This window comes from Pseudomonas sp. W22_MBD1_FP4 (assembly GCF_052113765.1).
Taxonomy (GTDB): Bacteria; Pseudomonadota; Gammaproteobacteria; order Pseudomonadales; family Pseudomonadaceae; genus Aquipseudomonas; species Aquipseudomonas sivasensis.
The window spans coordinates 77,478-92,639 of record NZ_JBGQOI010000012.1; the positions used below are offsets into that span (position 1 = coordinate 77,478).

The 15,162-nt window shown below is 60.5% G+C and carries 14 protein-coding genes; 4 read left to right on the forward strand and 10 right to left on the reverse strand.

Annotated features, from left to right (window positions below):
• Positions 1-58 precede the first annotated feature (58 nt).
• From ACEN2T_RS16625 to ACEN2T_RS16640, 4 genes are read left to right on the forward strand one after another with little or no spacing between them, the layout of a single operon-like run.
• Positions 59-874 (forward strand): MetQ/NlpA family ABC transporter substrate-binding protein, encoded by an 816-nt coding sequence (locus ACEN2T_RS16625; RefSeq protein ID WP_032884914.1) that lies wholly within the window; start codon positions 59-61, stop codon positions 872-874.
• Entirely contained in the window at positions 871-1,986 is a 1,116-nt protein-coding gene (locus ACEN2T_RS16630) for a methionine ABC transporter ATP-binding protein (RefSeq protein WP_032884913.1), read from the forward strand. Before ACEN2T_RS16625 ends, ACEN2T_RS16630 begins: the two co-directional genes overlap by 4 nt.
• Positions 1,976-2,620, forward strand: coding sequence for a methionine ABC transporter permease (locus ACEN2T_RS16635; RefSeq protein ID WP_003187635.1), 645 nt, complete (start codon positions 1,976-1,978; stop codon positions 2,618-2,620). The genes ACEN2T_RS16630 and ACEN2T_RS16635 overlap by 11 nt, the downstream gene beginning before the upstream one ends.
• A gap of 39 nt (positions 2,621-2,659) precedes the next feature.
• A complete protein-coding gene (locus tag ACEN2T_RS16640; RefSeq protein WP_095186302.1) occupies positions 2,660-3,286 on the forward strand; it encodes a class I SAM-dependent methyltransferase in 627 nt (208 codons plus the stop codon).
• Between the two features lie 110 nt (positions 3,287-3,396).
• Here ACEN2T_RS16640 and ACEN2T_RS16645 read toward each other — a convergent pair whose 3' ends face one another.
• From ACEN2T_RS16645 to ACEN2T_RS16690, 10 genes are all read right to left on the reverse strand, one after another.
• Positions 3,397-6,453: an efflux RND transporter permease subunit gene (locus ACEN2T_RS16645; RefSeq protein WP_442117023.1), complete on the reverse strand. Its 3,057-nt coding sequence runs from the start codon at positions 6,451-6,453 to the stop codon at positions 3,397-3,399.
• The gene (locus ACEN2T_RS16650; protein WP_032884909.1) at positions 6,450-7,520 is read right to left on the reverse strand and encodes an efflux RND transporter periplasmic adaptor subunit; all 1,071 of its coding nucleotides are present in this window, start codon (positions 7,518-7,520) and stop codon (positions 6,450-6,452) included. The genes ACEN2T_RS16645 and ACEN2T_RS16650 overlap by 4 nt, the downstream gene beginning before the upstream one ends.
• The gene (locus ACEN2T_RS16655; protein ID WP_095186305.1) at positions 7,517-8,599 is read right to left on the reverse strand and encodes an efflux RND transporter periplasmic adaptor subunit; all 1,083 of its coding nucleotides are present in this window, start codon (positions 8,597-8,599) and stop codon (positions 7,517-7,519) included. The genes ACEN2T_RS16650 and ACEN2T_RS16655 overlap by 4 nt, the downstream gene beginning before the upstream one ends.
• A 275-nt stretch (positions 8,600-8,874) precedes the next feature.
• On the reverse strand, positions 8,875-9,726 hold the full coding sequence (locus ACEN2T_RS16660) for a transporter substrate-binding domain-containing protein (protein ID WP_095186306.1): 852 nt from the start codon (positions 9,724-9,726) through the stop codon (positions 8,875-8,877).
• Positions 9,723-10,499: an amino acid ABC transporter ATP-binding protein gene (locus ACEN2T_RS16665; RefSeq protein ID WP_260368036.1), complete on the reverse strand. Its 777-nt coding sequence runs from the start codon at positions 10,497-10,499 to the stop codon at positions 9,723-9,725. Before ACEN2T_RS16665 ends, ACEN2T_RS16660 begins: the two co-directional genes overlap by 4 nt.
• A complete protein-coding gene (locus ACEN2T_RS16670) occupies positions 10,496-11,155 on the reverse strand; it encodes an amino acid ABC transporter permease (RefSeq protein ID WP_032884905.1) in 660 nt (219 codons plus the stop codon). The genes ACEN2T_RS16665 and ACEN2T_RS16670 overlap by 4 nt, the downstream gene beginning before the upstream one ends.
• Positions 11,136-11,801 carry an amino acid ABC transporter permease gene (locus tag ACEN2T_RS16675; protein ID WP_032884903.1) on the reverse strand — a complete coding sequence of 222 codons (666 nt, stop codon included), beginning with the start codon at positions 11,799-11,801 and terminating at the stop codon, positions 11,136-11,138. The genes ACEN2T_RS16670 and ACEN2T_RS16675 overlap by 20 nt, the downstream gene beginning before the upstream one ends.
• Before the next feature lie 511 nt (positions 11,802-12,312).
• Positions 12,313-13,095 (reverse strand): MetQ/NlpA family ABC transporter substrate-binding protein, encoded by a 783-nt coding sequence (locus tag ACEN2T_RS16680; protein ID WP_095186308.1) that lies wholly within the window; start codon positions 13,093-13,095, stop codon positions 12,313-12,315.
• Between the two features lie 127 nt (positions 13,096-13,222).
• Positions 13,223-14,149 (reverse strand): sigma 54-interacting transcriptional regulator, encoded by a 927-nt coding sequence (locus ACEN2T_RS16685; protein WP_032884899.1) that lies wholly within the window; start codon positions 14,147-14,149, stop codon positions 13,223-13,225.
• 48 nt (positions 14,150-14,197) lie between these two features.
• On the reverse strand, positions 14,198-14,779 hold the full coding sequence (locus tag ACEN2T_RS16690) for an alpha/beta hydrolase (RefSeq protein ID WP_032884898.1): 582 nt from the start codon (positions 14,777-14,779) through the stop codon (positions 14,198-14,200).
• Between the last annotated feature and the right edge of the window lie 383 nt (positions 14,780-15,162).

Below are 15,162 nucleotides of genomic sequence, written 5' to 3' on the forward strand. Positions count from 1 at the left end.
CCCCTCCCACATTGGATCTGCATTGTTTGTCCTAATACCTTATGACTGGAAATCCACTATGAAAAAGACATTCCTCAATAACCCAGTCAAAGCACTGGCCCTGGCCTTCGGGTTGTTCAGCTCGGCGGTGTTCGCCGCCGATGCACCGTTGAAAATCGGCACCACCGCGGCCTTCGCGATTCCCCTGGAAGCCGCAGTCGCCGAAGCCGGCAAGCAAGGCTTGAAAGTCGAGCTGGTGGAGTTTACCGACTGGATCGCGCCCAACGTCAGCCTGGCCGCCGGCGATATTGACGTGAACTACTTCCAGCACATCCCCTTCCTGGAAAACGCCAAGGCCGCCGCCGGTTTTGACCTGGTGCCTTACGCGCCGGGCATCATCAACAACGTCGGGCTGTATTCGAAAAAGTACAAAAGCTTCAACGAGCTGCCCGAAGGCGCCAGCGTGGCCATCGCCAACGACCCGATCAACAGCGGTCGCGGCCTGCAACTGCTGGCCAAGGCCGGCTTGATCACCCTCAAGCCGGGTGTGGGCTACAAGGCCACCGAAGAAGACATCGTCGCAAACCCAAAGAAAATCAAAATCCTGCAAGTCGAGGCCGTGCAGCTGGTACGTGCCTATGACGATGCAGACCTGGTGCAGGGCTACCCGGCGTATATCCGCCTGTCCAAGACTTTCGACGCGGAATCGGCGCTGCTGTTCGACGGCCTCGACCACCCGGAATACGTGATCCAGTTCGTGATCCAACCGAAGAGCAAAACCGACCCGCGTGTGATCAAGTTCGTCGACATCTACCAGCACTCGCCGGTGGTGCGCGCTGCGTTGGATAAATCCCTTGGCAAGCTCTACCAAGTGGGTTGGGAAGATAAAAAATGACCGCCGCCCACTCTCAACTGCGCGACCTGGGCACACCGCCCAGGGACGCCGAGCAGACTGAACTGCATCCAGACCTGAACCGCGCGCACGTGCGCTTTATCAACCTGGGCAAGACCTACGACGGCACGGTGCATGCCCTGCACGGCATCGACCTGGCGATCCAGCGCGGTGAGGTGTTTGGCATCATTGGCCGCAGCGGTGCTGGTAAATCCTCGCTGATCCGCACCATCAACCGGCTGGAGCAACCGAGCAGCGGGCGCGTGCTGATCGATCAGGTGGACATCGGCGACTTCGACGAAGACCATCTGGTGGCGCTGCGTCGGCGCATAGGCATGATCTTCCAGCACTTCAACCTGATGTCGGCCAAGACCGTGTGGCAGAACGTCGAATTGCCGCTGAAAGTCGCCGGCGTGCCCAAGCTCCAGCGTGAGCAAAAGGTGCGTGAGCTGCTGGAATTAGTGGGTTTGCAGGACAAGCACAAGGCCTACCCGGCGCAGCTTTCCGGTGGGCAGAAACAGCGCGTGGGCATCGCCCGTTCGCTGGTGCACGACCCGCAGATCCTACTGTGCGACGAAGCCACCTCGGCGCTGGACCCGGAGACCACCCAATCGATCCTCGGCCTGTTGCGCGAGATCAACCGGCGCCTGGGCCTGACCATCGTCTTGATCACCCATGAGATGGCGGTGATCCGCGACATCTGCGACCGCGTGGTGGTGCTGGAACACGGGCGCATCGTCGAGCAAGGCCCGGTGTGGCAAGTGTTTGGCAACCCGCAGCACGAGGTCAGCAAGACCCTGCTGGCGCCGCTGCAACATGGGCTGCCGGAAGAACTGCAAAGCCGGTTGCAGCACTCGCCGTCATCAGCGGACGCTGCAGTGGTGTTGCGCTTGCAGCTCACCGGCAGTGCCAGCGATGAACCGGACCTGGCCGCGCTGTTCAGCGCTCTCGGCGGGCGCGTGCGCTTGCTGCAAGGCGGTGTCGAACGCATCCAGGGCCATGCCTTGGGGCAATTGCTGCTGGCGGTGAATGGCTCACCCCACAGCGCCGAAGAACTGCGCAACCGCGCCGCGAATTGGGCACAACAGGCGGAGGTGCTGGGCTATGTGGTTTGATCGTTTAGTACAGGGCGCCATCGACACCTTGTTGATGGTCGGCGTGTCGTCGCTTATTGCATTGCTGGTGGGGATTCCACTGGCGGTGTTTCTGGTGACCAGCGACAAGGGCGGCATCTACCAGGCGCCGGCGCTGAACCGGGTGCTGGGGGCCTTCGTCAATCTGTTCCGCTCGATTCCTTTTTTGATTTTGATGGTGGCCTTGATCCCGTTCACCCGGCTGATCGTTGGCACCACCTACGGTGTGTGGGCGGCGGTTGTACCGCTGACCATCGCCGCGACACCGTTCTTCGCGCGGATCGCCGAAGTGAGTTTGCGCGAGGTCGACCACGGGCTGATCGAAGCCGCACAGGCCATGGGCTGCCGTCGTTGGCACATCATCTGGCATGTGCTGTTGCCCGAAGCGCTGCCGGGAATTGTCGGCGGATTTACGATTACGCTGGTGACCATGATCAACTCGTCCGCCATGGCCGGCGCGATTGGTGCCGGCGGCTTGGGCGACATTGCGTACCGCTACGGCTATCAGCGTTTTGACACGCAGATCATGCTGACCGTGATTGTGCTGCTGGTGGTGCTGGTGGCGGTGATTCAACTGAGCGGCGATCGCCTGGCGCGGGTGCTGAACAAGAGGTGAGGTATAGTCGGGCCCTCTCAGCGCCCGGTATTCACCGTCATGACCCTCAAGCCCGACGATCTCAACCAGATCACGTCCACCACCCTCGGCCACTACAACACAGTGGCCGAGGACTTCCGTGAAGGCACTCGCGATCACGATGTAAGCCAGAATATCGACGCACTGCTGCGGCATCTCCAAGGTGCTGCGCCGTTCACCGTGCTGGATTTCGGTTGCGGGCCGGGACGGGATTTGCAGACGTTTACGCGAATGGGCCATATCGCCGTCGGCCTGGACGGCTCGGAGCGCTTTGCGCAGATGGCGCGCGAAGACAGCGGCTGCGAGGTGTTGCAGCAGGATTTCCTCAAGCTGGACTTACCCGCTGAACGCTTCGACGGAATCTTTGCCAATGCGGTGCTGTTTCATATCCCCAAGCAGGAACTGCCACGTGTGCTCAAGCAACTGCATGGGGCGCTGAAGCCTGGGGGTGTGCTGTTCAGCTCCAACCCGCGGGGTGAGAACCAGGAAGGCTGGAATGGGCCGCGCTATGGGGCTTATCACGACCTGGAGGCGTGGCAAACGCTGCTCACCACCGCTGGGTTTGTGGAGCTGGAGCATTACTACCGGCCGGCGGGGTTGCCGCGTGAGCAGCAGCCTTGGCTAGCCAGTGTCTGGCGCAGACCTTAGAGGCAACGCACTTCAAATGTGGGAGGGGGCTTGCCCCCGATAGCAGTGGATCAGTTGGAGCATCTTTGACTGACCCACCGCCATCGGGGGCAAGCCCCCCTCCCACATTTTTAACCGTGTTCTTCCTGTTGGGGTTCGCGGATCTTGTACCAGGCCACATACAGCGCCGGCAGGAACAACAGCGTCAGCAAGGTGGCGATGATGATGCCGCCAATCATCGCGTAAGCCATCGGCCCCCAGAACACTTCCCGGGCGATGGGGATCATGCCCAGACTGGCCGCTGCCGCCGTGAGCAGGATCGGACGACGCCGATGCTCGGTGGCTTCCACCACCGCGTCCCACGGCGTGTAGCCGGCCACTTCATATTCGTGGATCTGCGTCACCAGGATCACCGAGTTGCGGATGATGATGCCGATCAGCGCCAGGATACCGAGGATCGCAACAAAGCCCATGGGCGTGCCCGTGGGGATCAACGCCAGCACCACGCCGATCAGCCCCAACGGCGCGACACTGGCCACCAGGAACATCTTCTGCACGCTGTGCAGTTGGATCATCAGGAACGTCGCCATCAGGAACAGCATCAACGGCACCACGCTGGCAATCGGGCCTTGGGCCTTGCCGCTTTCTTCCACGGTACCGCCCGTGGCGACCTTATAGCCCACCGGCAGGCCGTCGCTGAATTTGTCGATCTCCGGCTTGAGCTGCTTGACAAAGTCGGTCGGCTGCATCTCGTCACGCACCGAGGCCTTGATGGTGATGGTCGGCTTGCGGTCGCGACGCCACACCAGCGGCTGCTCCAGTTCATAGCGCACAGTGGCGAACGCCAGCAGCGGGATCGAGGTGCCGTTGGGCGTGACAATTTGCAGGTTCTGCAAGGTTTCCGGGGTACCGCGCTCGGCGTCCTCGGCGCGGCCGACCACGTTGATCAGGTAGATATCGTCGTGCACCTGAGTCACCGAGGCGCCGCTGACCACGCTGTTCATCAACTGCGCCACGTCTTCGGATGACAGCCCGAGCTGGCGCGCCTTGTCCTGGGCAATGTCGATGCGCAGCACTTTGCCCGGCTCGTTCCAGTCGTAGATGATCTCGCCCAGGTGGGTGTTTTTATCCAGCAGGGTCGCCAGTTCGATGGCGTGCTTGCGCACTTGGTCGGTGTCTTTGCCGGAGACGCGATACTGGATCGGGCGGCCCACCGGCGGGCCCATTTCCAATGGCTGCACAAAGCTGCCGATACCGACGAAGTCTTCACGCAGGCGTTTTTGCAGGCGCGCGATCAGCTCACCGCGTTCTTCCAGGCCTTTGCTGACGATCACCAACTGCGCGTAATACGGGTTTTCCAATTGCTGATCGAGGGGCAGGTAGAAACGGATCGCGCCCTGGCCGATATAGGTGCTCCAGCGCGTAATGTCCGGGTCGTCCTTGATGATCGCTTCGAGGCGATCAACAGCCTTGCGCGTCTCGTTGATCGAGGCGTTTTGCGGCAGGTTGAGGTCAACGAGGATTTCCGGTCGGTCCGACGACGGGAAGAACTGGTTCTGCACGAACTGCATGGAGAACACCGACGCCACGAACAGGCCCACGGTGATGCCGATGGCCCACCAACGGTTGCGCATGGCCCACAGCATGCCGCCATTGAACGCACGGCCGATGCGCCCCGGCTCGGCGCTGTGGGGTTTCACCTTGGCACTGAGGATGTGCACGCCAATCACCGGCGCAAACAGCACCGCCACCACCCACGACACCAGCATCGCTACGGCAATCACCGCGAACAGGGTAAAGGTGTACTCCCCCGCCGAACTGGCGTTGAGGCCAATCGGCACGAAACCGGCGACGGTCACCAAGGTACCGGTAAGCATCGGGAATGCCGTGGAGGTGTAGGCGTAGGTGGCGGCCTGCTCCTTGGTTTCGCCTTTTTCCAGGCGCGTGATCATCATCTCCACGGTGATCATCGCGTCGTCCACCAACAGGCCGAGGGCGATGATCAACGCACCGAGCGACACGCGCTGCATGGTGATGCCGCTGTATTCCATGAACACGAACACCAGCGCCAGCACCAATGGAATCGAGCACGCCACCACCAGCCCGGCGCGCATGCCGAGGCTGATAAAGCTCACCACCAACACGATGATCACCGCTTCGAACAGCGCGCTGGTAAAGCCGCCGACGGCCTCTTCCACCACCTCGGCCTGGTCGGAGACCTTATGCACACCGACGCCCACCGGCAGGTCGGCGGTCAGTTCGTCCATGCGCGTGTGCAGCGCCTTGCCGAACGACTGGATGTTGCCGCCCTTCTGCATGGCGATGGCCAAACCAATCGCCGGCTTGCCGTTGAAGCGGAACATCGGCCGCGCCGGGTCGACGTAGCCACGGGTAATCTCGGCGATGTCCGCCAGGCGATAGAAGCGGTCATTGAGGCGCAAATTGACATCGGCCAGGTCTTTCTCCGAAGCAAACTGCCCGGATGTGCGCACTGAAATCCGCTCAGGGCCGGCCTCGATCACCCCGGCCGGGGTCACCGCGTTCTGCGATTGCAGGCTCTGCACCACCTGGCGCTGGTCAACGCCCAACGCAGCCAATTTGCGCGTGGAGAAATTCAGGTAAATCACTTCGTCCTGCTGGCCGATCATCTCGACCTTGCCCAACCCCGGCACCGAACGAATCTCGGCGCGCACCTGCTCCACGTAGTCGCGCAACTGGCGCATCGACAGGCCGTCGCCGGTAAAGGCGTAGACCGAGCCGAACACATCACCGAATTCGTCGTTGAATGACGGCCCCTGCAAGCCCTGGGGGAAGCTACCGCGAATGTCGTCGATCTTCTTGCGGACCTGGTACCAGATCTCCGGGATGGCCTTGGCGCTGGTGGTGTCCTTGAGGAACACGAACACCGTGGATTCACCCGGTCGCGTGTAGCTTTTCACGTAGTCGAGGGAGTCGAGCTCTTCGAGTTTTTTCTCGATGCGGTCGGTGACCTGCTTGAGGGTTTCTTCCTGGGTCGCGCCCGGCCAGCGGGTCTGGATCACCATGGTCTTGATGGTGAACGAGGGGTCTTCCTCGCGGCCCAGGTTCATGTACGAGAACACGCCCATCAGCAGCGCGACGAACATCAGGTACCAGACGAAGGACTGATGCTTGAGGGCCCAGTCGGATAAGTTGAAGCTCCCTTTCATCGCGGGCTGTCCTCGTCGATTTTAACTTTTTGCCCAGGCTTCAGGCTGTTTACGCCGGCGGTGACGATACGTTCGCCGGGTTTGACCCCACCGTTGAGCAAGGCGCTATCAGCATCACGGCTAAGCACTGTGATGTCGCGCGGTTGCACGGTCTGGCTTTGGGTGTCGAGGATCCAGATGCGGGTCTTGCCGTCGACATCCTGCAAGGCGCTCAGGGGCAACTCAATGCGTGGAGCGATGGCCGAACTCAAGGTCACGCTGATCGCCGTGCCAAGGCGGAACGCGGGCGGTGTTTCGGCCAGGGTCAGGCGCGCGCGACGGGTGCGCGTGGCGCTTTGGGCCTGGGGTTCGATCTCGCGCACGGTGGCAGTGGTGTTGACGCTGGGGTCGAGTTGCCCGGCGACGAGGAACACCACGTCCGGGGGCAGCCGCTCGGCGAGACCTGCGGGCAGGTCGATCACCGCCTCCTTGATGTCCGGGCGCGCCAGGGTCACCACTTGCTGACCGGCGCTGACCACTTGGCCAGCCTCAGCGTTCCAGGCGGTGATAATACCGGCGTGGTCGGTGCGCAGCTCGGCGTAGTTGAGCTGGTCCTTGGCTTGGTTGACTGACGCTTGGGCCTGGTGGAGAGAGGCCTGAGTGGTTTTCAGATCGGTCTGGGCGATATCCAACTGCGCCTGGGCGCCGACGCCACGGTTGAACAATTCCTGCTGGCGGCGAGCGTTGGCCTGGGCGTTGATGAATTGCGCCTGGACGCGAGCGAGGTCGCCTTGGGCGGCGCGCAACTGGTTTTGCTGGTCGGTGGGGTCAAGGACAGCGAGCAAGGCCCCCTTCTGCACTTCAGCCCCCACATCCACGGCGCGGCGGGCGATACGCCCCGACACACGGAACCCCAGGTTGCTTTCGTAGCGCGCCTGGATGGTGCCGGCGAAGCGGCCGAGGGTTTCCTGGTCTTCGGCCTTCACTTCCATGGACAGAACTGGGCGCACCGGCTCGGGCGCGGGTTCTTCCTTGGAGCAGGCCATCAGCAACAGGCTGGTGGTGAGTATGAGCGTCAGGCGCTTCATGGCTTGGCTCCCTGCTGGGCAATCTCGACCAACATGCCGGGATGCAGCAATTGCCCACCGGCCACGACGACTTTTTCGCCGCCTTTAAGGCCGTCACTGATGATGACCTTACCGGTGAGGTACCGCGCCACCGTGACTTTATGCAACTGCGCCTTGCCGTCGCCGTCGACCAGCCACACGGCGGGTTCGCTCAAGTCTTTGGTCAATGCCGACCACGGCAGCTCGACGCTGGGCTTGGCCGGACCATTGGCGGTGGCGCTGACCACCGAACCGAGCTGCATGCCTTTAGGCAGAGATTGCAGCGCAATCTTCACCTGCACCGTGCCGGTGTTGGCCGCAACGGCCGGCGTGACTTCACGGACTTTGCCCTGGGCCTTGATGCTGGGGTTATCCAACAGGCTGACGGTGATCGGCGCGTCAGGTGGCGGCTCCACCAACAGGGATTCATAGACGTTGAACACCGCGTCGCGCTCGCCATCGGTGGCCAGGCTGAAAATCGGCACGGTGGCTTGCACCACCTGGCCGACTTCAGCTTGGCGTGCGGTGATCACTCCCGGCGCATCCGCAATCAGCGCGGTATAGCCGAGTTGTTCACGGGCGTTGGCCAACTGGGCCTGCGCGGCGGCCAGGGCACTTTGGCTGCTGCGCAGCGCGGCCTGGGCAGAATCGTATTCGCTGCGGCTGGTGTAGCCCTTGGGCAGGAGTTTTTCCTGGCGCACAAAGGCAGCGGCAGTCTGTTTGACCCGCGCCTGTTCCGCCACGACCTGGGCCTGAGCGGAATCGACGTTGGTTTGCAAATCCTTGGGATCGAGCTTGGCCAGCACTTGTCGGGCGCTCACGCGGTCGCCCACATCCACCATGCGCTGGATGATTTTTCCGCCGACGCGGAAGGACAAGTCGGTTTGCACACGCGCCTGGATATCCCCGGTCAGCGTGACTGCCGCGGCGAAATCCGCGGGCTGCACGGTTTGCACAAATACTCGGGAATGCTGCTTGGGTTCAGCCTTTTCCTGGCCGCAAGCGCTCAGCAACACCACTAAACCCAAACCGACGATACAGATGGAAATACGACCGCCCATGCAGACTCCTTGTGCGCGATGCGATGTGCCAGTGTGTATGCGACTGTGAGCTTAGATCAGGGTTCCTTATCTGCATGGGGAAGGCGTATTGAGGGGGGGTCACCGGCCTCATCGGGGCATAGGTATCTAAACAACGTTGGCTCAACGCTGAACGTCAGGCAGATAGGGCTGTTGTGGCGAGCGGCTTGTCCCGCTCGCCACAGGGAGATTTGTCAGGGTTTGAAAGTTGTGTAGATACCCATGCTCCCAATAGCGGCATAACAGTCAGCGCAGAACTAGCCCTGCCACTTCCCGCCTTCAACAATCACACTTTCAGGCTTGGTGTCATCGCTCAGTTCTTTGCGCACATATTGGTCATACAGCTTGAGCAGGAATTTCTCCTCACCCAACTTCGCCAACTCGGCATTCACCCAGTCACGCAGTTCGACGTTGCCCTTCTTCACGGCAGGCGCGATGGGCGCTTCGTCGCCGAGTTTCTCTTCCAGCACGCGGTAGCCTGGGTTCTGCTTGGCCCAGCTGAACAGCACCAGGTTGTCCTGGGCATAGGCATCGCCACGGCCAGCCGACAAGGCTTGCAGCGACTCGGAGTTTTTCTCGAACTTGAGCAGTTTCCAGTCCGGGTGGTTCTTGGTCAGCCAGATGTCAGCAGTGGTACCGGTAGTGACGATAGTGGTGCGGGTGGCCAGATCGTCCAAGCTTTTGACCGAGCTGTCGTTCGGTACCAGGGCCTGTACCGCGACTTTCAGGTTGGGGTTGGTGAAATCCACGGCGTCCTTACGTTCAGGGGTCACGGTCATGTTGGCGAGGATCAGGTCGACCTTATCGCTTTGCAGGAACGGAATGCGGCTCGCCGGCTCGACGGCGACGAATTCGACTTTGTTTTCATCGCCCAACAGGTCTTTGGCGAATCGACGGCCAATGTCGGTATCGAAGCCGACGTAGCGACCAGCTTCATCCACGAAACCAAACGGTGGTTTGTCAGTGAAGACACCAACGATCAGCTTGTCGCGCGCCTTGATCTTGTCGAGGTAGCTCACGGCAGCAGCAGGTTTGGCGGGCTCTTCGGCCTTCTTATCGCAGCCGGCCAGTAAGGCGACGGCCAACAGTGGCAGCAGTAACTTTTTCATAGCAACTCCAGTTCCTTGGTTTTCTTGGGCAGTGTTGACACAAAGGAGAACTTCTCCAGGAACTGCTGCGCGCGTGCGGTTTGCGGGTTCGTAAAGAATTCTTCGGGGGTGTTGTGTTCGAGGATGCGACCGGCCTCCATAAACACCACGCGGTCGGCGACGGCGCGGGCGAAGGCCATTTCATGGGTGACGATGAGCAGGGTCATGCCATCGCGGGCCAGGCCCTGGATCACCTCCAGCACTTCCTTGACCATCTCGGGGTCGAGGGCGGCGGTGACTTCGTCGAACAGCATGACTTGAGGGTTCATGCACAGCGAACGGACGATGGCGATGCGTTGCTGCTGGCCGCCGGAAAGCTGGCGCGGGAAGGCATCGCGTTTGTCAGCCAGGCCCACGCGTTCCAGCAGTTTCTCGGCCTGCTCGCGGGCCTCGCGGGGGTCGCGTTTTTGTACTTTGAGCGGGCCGAGCAGGATGTTGTCGAGCACACTCATGTGCGGGAACAGGTGGTAGCTCTGGAACACCATGCCGATGTCCTGGCGTACCTGGCGCCAGTCGGTATTTTTTTCCAGCAACTCCTTGCCGGCAAACCGCAGGCTGCCGCTGTGGGCCACTTCCAACCCGTTAAGGCAACGCAGCATGGTGCTTTTGCCGCAGCCGCTGGGGCCGAGGATCACCACCACTTCGCCGCTTTGCACACTCAGGTCGATGCCCTTGAGCACCTGCTGGTCGCCGAAGAATTTGTTGAAACCCTGGAACTCGATCAATGCGCTCATGCTTGGGCCCAGCGCCGTTCCAGCACCTTGGAGGCGGCCGACAACGGGTAGCAGATAAAGAAGAAAAACAGGAACAGCACGCCGTAGATCAGAACCGACTCATAGGTGCGCTCGATGATTTGCTGGCCCACCTTGATCACATCCACCACGCCGATCAGCACCGCCAGGGAGCTGGTCTTGATGATGCGCGTGTAGACGTTGATGGTCGGTGGCGTCATGCGTTTGAGGGCCTGGGGCAGCAACACGTAGCCGTATAACTGCGGGTCGGACAAGCCAATCGACAGGCCGGCTTCGCGCTGGCCACGGGGCAGCGAATGCAACGCGCCGCGTACCACCTCGCCCACTTCGCTGGCGCCCCACAACGACAGCACCAGCACCGCGCACCAGAAGCTCGGGATGCTCAGGCCAAAGAAGATCGGCAGGCCAAAGAACAGCAGGTACAACCACACCAGCACCGGAATCGCCCGGAACAGCTCCAGGTATACCCGCAGCACCGCGTTGATCAGCGTGTTGTTCAAGGTGCGCAGCACGCCATACAACACGCCGCCGACCGTACTGAAGGCGATGCTCAAAAACGAAATCGACAGGGTTTGCGCAGCGCCCTTACCCAATTGCGGCAACGACACCCACAATAACTCAAGACCCGAACTGGCCATGCTGGAGCCTCCTTTCCAGGCGGCTGAGCAGCAGCGATAGCGGCAAGAACAACAGCACGCAAATCAGCGTCAGCACGGCGAGCATTTCGTAGGTCTTGTAGTAGAGGGCGATGTAGCTCTTGGTGGTGTAGAGAATCTCCGGCACCGCCACGGCAGAGACCACGGTGGTCTCCTTGAGCAAGAAGATGAAGTTGGCGAACAACGCCGGCAGGCTGAGGATGCCCGCTTGAGGCAGGATCACGTGGCGCAGCAGTTGCCAGTGAGACAGGCCGATGGACTTGCCCGACTCGATCTGCGCCAGCGGCACCGCTTCCACACCGGCGCGCAGCACTTCGGTGAGGTAGGCACCGCCGAGGAAGGTCATGGTGATGATCGCCGCCCAGAACCCGGAGATATTGAACCCCAGGGCCGGCAAGGCGAAGTACACGAAGAACAGCTGGATCAGCAGCGGCGTGTTACGCGCCAGCTCCACGTACAGCGCTACTAGGCGCGACAGGTAGGGCGTGCGAAACACCAGCAGCGCGGCGTTGATCAGCGCCACCAGCAGCGAGGTGGCAATGGCGATCAAGCCTACTTGCAGTGTCACCCCAACGGCTTTTAGAAACGCCGGCAGGGTGCTGAGGATAAATGCGAAATCGAAGGTCATCTTGAGTCCATATCGCCGCATGGGTAATGCCGCGAGCGCAGTCCGTTCCGGCGTGGGTAACGCCGGGTAGCGCGAACTCTAAAGGTATAAAAAGCAAAATTTAAATACCTAAATAGCATATTGATATCACCCAAAAAGATAACCCCCGGATTCGCGGGTTGGACAGGTGGCAGCTATGGTTGGGGGGTCTGTTTTTCGAGGGAATGAACCATGAACAAAGCGAAACCGATTGATCCGCAGGAGCTGGTGAAGTGGTTGGTGGCGTTGCGCAGGGCGATTAACAGCCGAGCTCTCTAAAACCACGAACAATCCAAAGTGAGATGAAGATCAAGTGTGGGAGGGGGTTTGCTCCCGATAGCGGTGGTTCAGTCAGTACATCTTTGACTGACACACCCCTATCGGGAGCAAGCCCCCTCCCACGTGTCGATTGCACTCCAAATTCCAGGCATAAAAAACGCCGACGCTCTACAAGCCGTCGGCGTTGAAACCTTGAAGGGGGTTTTGAGTTACATCAGAACGCCGGCACGACCGCGCCGTTGTACTTCTTCTCGATGAATGCTTTCACTTCCGGGCTGGTCAGGGCCTTGGACAGTTTCTGAATAGCGTCGCTGTCCTTGTTGTCCGGGCGAGCCACCAGGAAGTTCACGTAAGGCGAGTCGGCACTTTCGATGATCAGCGCGTCCTTGGCTGGGTTGAGGCCAGCTTCCAGGGCGTAGTTGGTGTTGATCAAATCCAGGTCAACCTGGTCCAGCACGCGTGGCAGCAGGGCCGATTCCAGCTCTTTGAACTTCAGGTTCTTCGGGTTGCTGGCGATGTCTTTCGGCGTGGCCAGGGCGTTGGTCGGGTCTTTCAGGGTGATCAGACCGTTCTTTTGCAGCAGCAACAGGGCACGGCCGCTGTTGGAACCTTCGTTCGGAATGGCAACGGTGGCGCCATCTTTGAGCTCAGAAATATTCTTGATCTTTTTCGAGTAACCGCCGAAGGGTTCAACGTGCACGCCAACCACGGTAACCAGGTTGGTGCCCTTGCCCTTGTTGAAGTTTTCCAGGTACGGCAGGGTCTGGAAGTAGTTGGCGTCCAGGCGCTTCTCGGCAACCTGCACGTTTGGCTGTACGTAGTCGGTGAAGACTTTGATTTCCAGGTCCACGCCTTGCTTTTTGAGGGCTGGCTTGACCAGTTCAAGGATCTCGGCGTGCGGCACCGGGGTCGCGGCTACGACCAGTTTCTCGTTGGCCTGGGCGAAGCCGGCAGTCAGGGCAGCCGCCAGAGCGGTAAACAACAGAACCTTTTTCATGCAGTGTCCTTATCGGAATTCCGGGGGCGTCGGTGACGACCGTTTTTATGTGGTGTGCCAGCGAAGTGCTATCGCGGCGTGAAACGGACAATACCTATATTTTTTATTCCCGAACAATATCTTTTATTCACGTTGATATTCCATTTTGCTCATACAGGAATTTTCGCAATGATTCCTGCTCGGCAGGACTGGCAGCGTTGAAAATCCGCTGCAGCTGCTCCACCGGTGAACCCGCCACCGGCAGGTTCAAATGTTCGGGCAAAATCTCGTCGCCGCTGCTGACCAGCAAGGCAAAGTGAATAACGTTCTCCAGCTCGCGCGTATTGCCCGGCCAGCTGTGGTGCTCCAGGACTCGCTGGGCAGCGTCGCTGATCAACGGCACCGGCAGGTCCAGGCGCTGGCTGTAGATGCCCAGAAAATATTCCGCCAACGAAAGGATGTCGCCGACCCGCTCGCGCAGCGCTGGCAAGTCCAGTCGGCCTTCACTCAAGTAATGGAACAGTCGCTCATGAAACTTGCCCGCCGCCACGGCCTGGGCCAGATCAATACTGGTGGCAGCTACCAAGCGCACATCCACCGGGCTGGGCTGATGGGCGCCGACGCGGGTAACTTCGTGGTTTTCCAGGGCTGCGAGCAATTTCACCTGGATCGGCAACGGCAAGTCGCCGATCTCATCCAGGTACAAGGTGCCGCCATTGGCCGAACCAAACCACCCGGCCCGGCTGCTGGCCGCGCCGCTGTGGGCACCCGCCGCGTAGCCGAACAACTCGGCGTCGGCGTACGTCGGGCTGATGGCGCCGCAATTGACGGAGACAAACAGCCCGGTGCGATCACTGCCCCGGTGAATATGCCGCGCCAGCAGTTCTTTACCGCTGCCGGTCTCGCCGCGAATCAACACGGGCAAAGCACGCGGTGCGAGGCTTTCCAGCTCTTCGCGCAGTTGACGCGAACGCGGGTCGACGAACACCAGTGCCTTGGCACGAATGCTCAGTGGGCTTTTTTCGGCGTCGGGGAAGGTCAGCAACGGCTGGCCGAAGGTTTCATGCAGACTCATGGCAGGCTCCCGCCCCAAATCCACTCAGGGACAGGGCGTTGAAAAAATTTATGCGCTACGCCGGGCGTGGTGCTCAAGGCGGCTTTGCAGGCGATAGAGGTAGGCGAAACCCTGCTCCCAACGCTGGTGGCCGGACTTCACATTGATATGGCCGGCGCCGGACAGGATGCCGGCTTCGGCGCCCCAATTGCGCGCCAGTTCCAGCGCACGCGGGGCGCTGACGGCACTGTCGTTGTCGGAGCTGACCACCTGACTGGGAAAAGGCAGCAAGTCGGTCGGGATCGGCGCGAAGTTGCGCAGGGCTGGAGAGCAAGCCGGACGTTCGACATCAGCCGGCGCCACCAGCAAGGCACCGCGCACCTGCCGCAAGTACTGCAACGGCGCAGCGGCGGCCCAATGGGCCACAGTGATGCAGCCAAGGCTATGGGCGATCAGGATTACCGGCGTGCTGTCGGCAGCGATGGCTTCAGCCAACGCAGCCACCCAGTCTTCGCGACGCGGGGTGAGCCAATCGGCCTGCTCAACGCGCGCGCTGTTGGGCAAGCTATTTTGCCAATGGGTTTGCCAATGATCTTCTGGCGATCCTTGCCAGCCCGGCACGATCAGATAACGAATCGACTCGCTGTGCATGGGTGTGCCCTCCTGCAGCGTTTAACGTTGTAGGACAGTATAGGGACGAGGGTTATATTCGTTAAGGAATAAGAAGCTATTTATTAATAACCAAAAAACCAAATGTATCTAGGCTCAAAATGTGGGAGGGGGCTTGCCCCCGATGGCGGTCCGTCAGCAACAAATAGGAGGCTGATCCACCGCTATCGGGGGCAAGCCCCCTCCCACATTGACTCGATTTCACATTCAATTTGCAGTGGTTTTTAGATGACGTGATGGGAACGAGGCATGCAGTCGATGGTGCGATTTACCACGGTCTTGGCCATTTCCAGCAAATGCCACACCGCATGGACTTTCGCGCGGTCGTGCGGCTGCAGGTGCTCACAACAGTCCCATACGGTGGC

Coding starts and splice junctions, on each gene's coding strand:
- ACEN2T_RS16625 (WP_032884914.1), top strand. CDS start 59: ATGAAAAAGACATTCCTCAATAACCCAGTCAAAGCACTGGCCCTGGCC.
- ACEN2T_RS16630 (WP_032884913.1), top strand. CDS start 871: ATGACCGCCGCCCACTCTCAACTGCGCGACCTGGGCACACCGCCCAGG.
- ACEN2T_RS16635 (WP_003187635.1), top strand. CDS start 1,976: ATGTGGTTTGATCGTTTAGTACAGGGCGCCATCGACACCTTGTTGATG.
- ACEN2T_RS16640 (WP_095186302.1), top strand. CDS start 2,660: ATGACCCTCAAGCCCGACGATCTCAACCAGATCACGTCCACCACCCTC.
- ACEN2T_RS16645 (WP_442117023.1), bottom strand. CDS start 6,453: ATGAAAGGGAGCTTCAACTTATCCGACTGGGCCCTCAAGCATCAGTCC.
- ACEN2T_RS16650 (WP_032884909.1), bottom strand. CDS start 7,520: ATGAAGCGCCTGACGCTCATACTCACCACCAGCCTGTTGCTGATGGCC.
- ACEN2T_RS16655 (WP_095186305.1), bottom strand. CDS start 8,599: ATGGGCGGTCGTATTTCCATCTGTATCGTCGGTTTGGGTTTAGTGGTG.
- ACEN2T_RS16660 (WP_095186306.1), bottom strand. CDS start 9,726: ATGAAAAAGTTACTGCTGCCACTGTTGGCCGTCGCCTTACTGGCCGGC.
- ACEN2T_RS16665 (WP_260368036.1), bottom strand. CDS start 10,499: ATGAGCGCATTGATCGAGTTCCAGGGTTTCAACAAATTCTTCGGCGAC.
- ACEN2T_RS16670 (WP_032884905.1), bottom strand. CDS start 11,155: ATGGCCAGTTCGGGTCTTGAGTTATTGTGGGTGTCGTTGCCGCAATTG.
- ACEN2T_RS16675 (WP_032884903.1), bottom strand. CDS start 11,801: ATGACCTTCGATTTCGCATTTATCCTCAGCACCCTGCCGGCGTTTCTA.
- ACEN2T_RS16680 (WP_095186308.1), bottom strand. CDS start 13,095: ATGAAAAAGGTTCTGTTGTTTACCGCTCTGGCGGCTGCCCTGACTGCC.
- ACEN2T_RS16685 (WP_032884899.1), bottom strand. CDS start 14,149: ATGAGTCTGCATGAAACCTTCGGCCAGCCGTTGCTGACCTTCCCCGAC.
- ACEN2T_RS16690 (WP_032884898.1), bottom strand. CDS start 14,779: ATGCACAGCGAGTCGATTCGTTATCTGATCGTGCCGGGCTGGCAAGGA.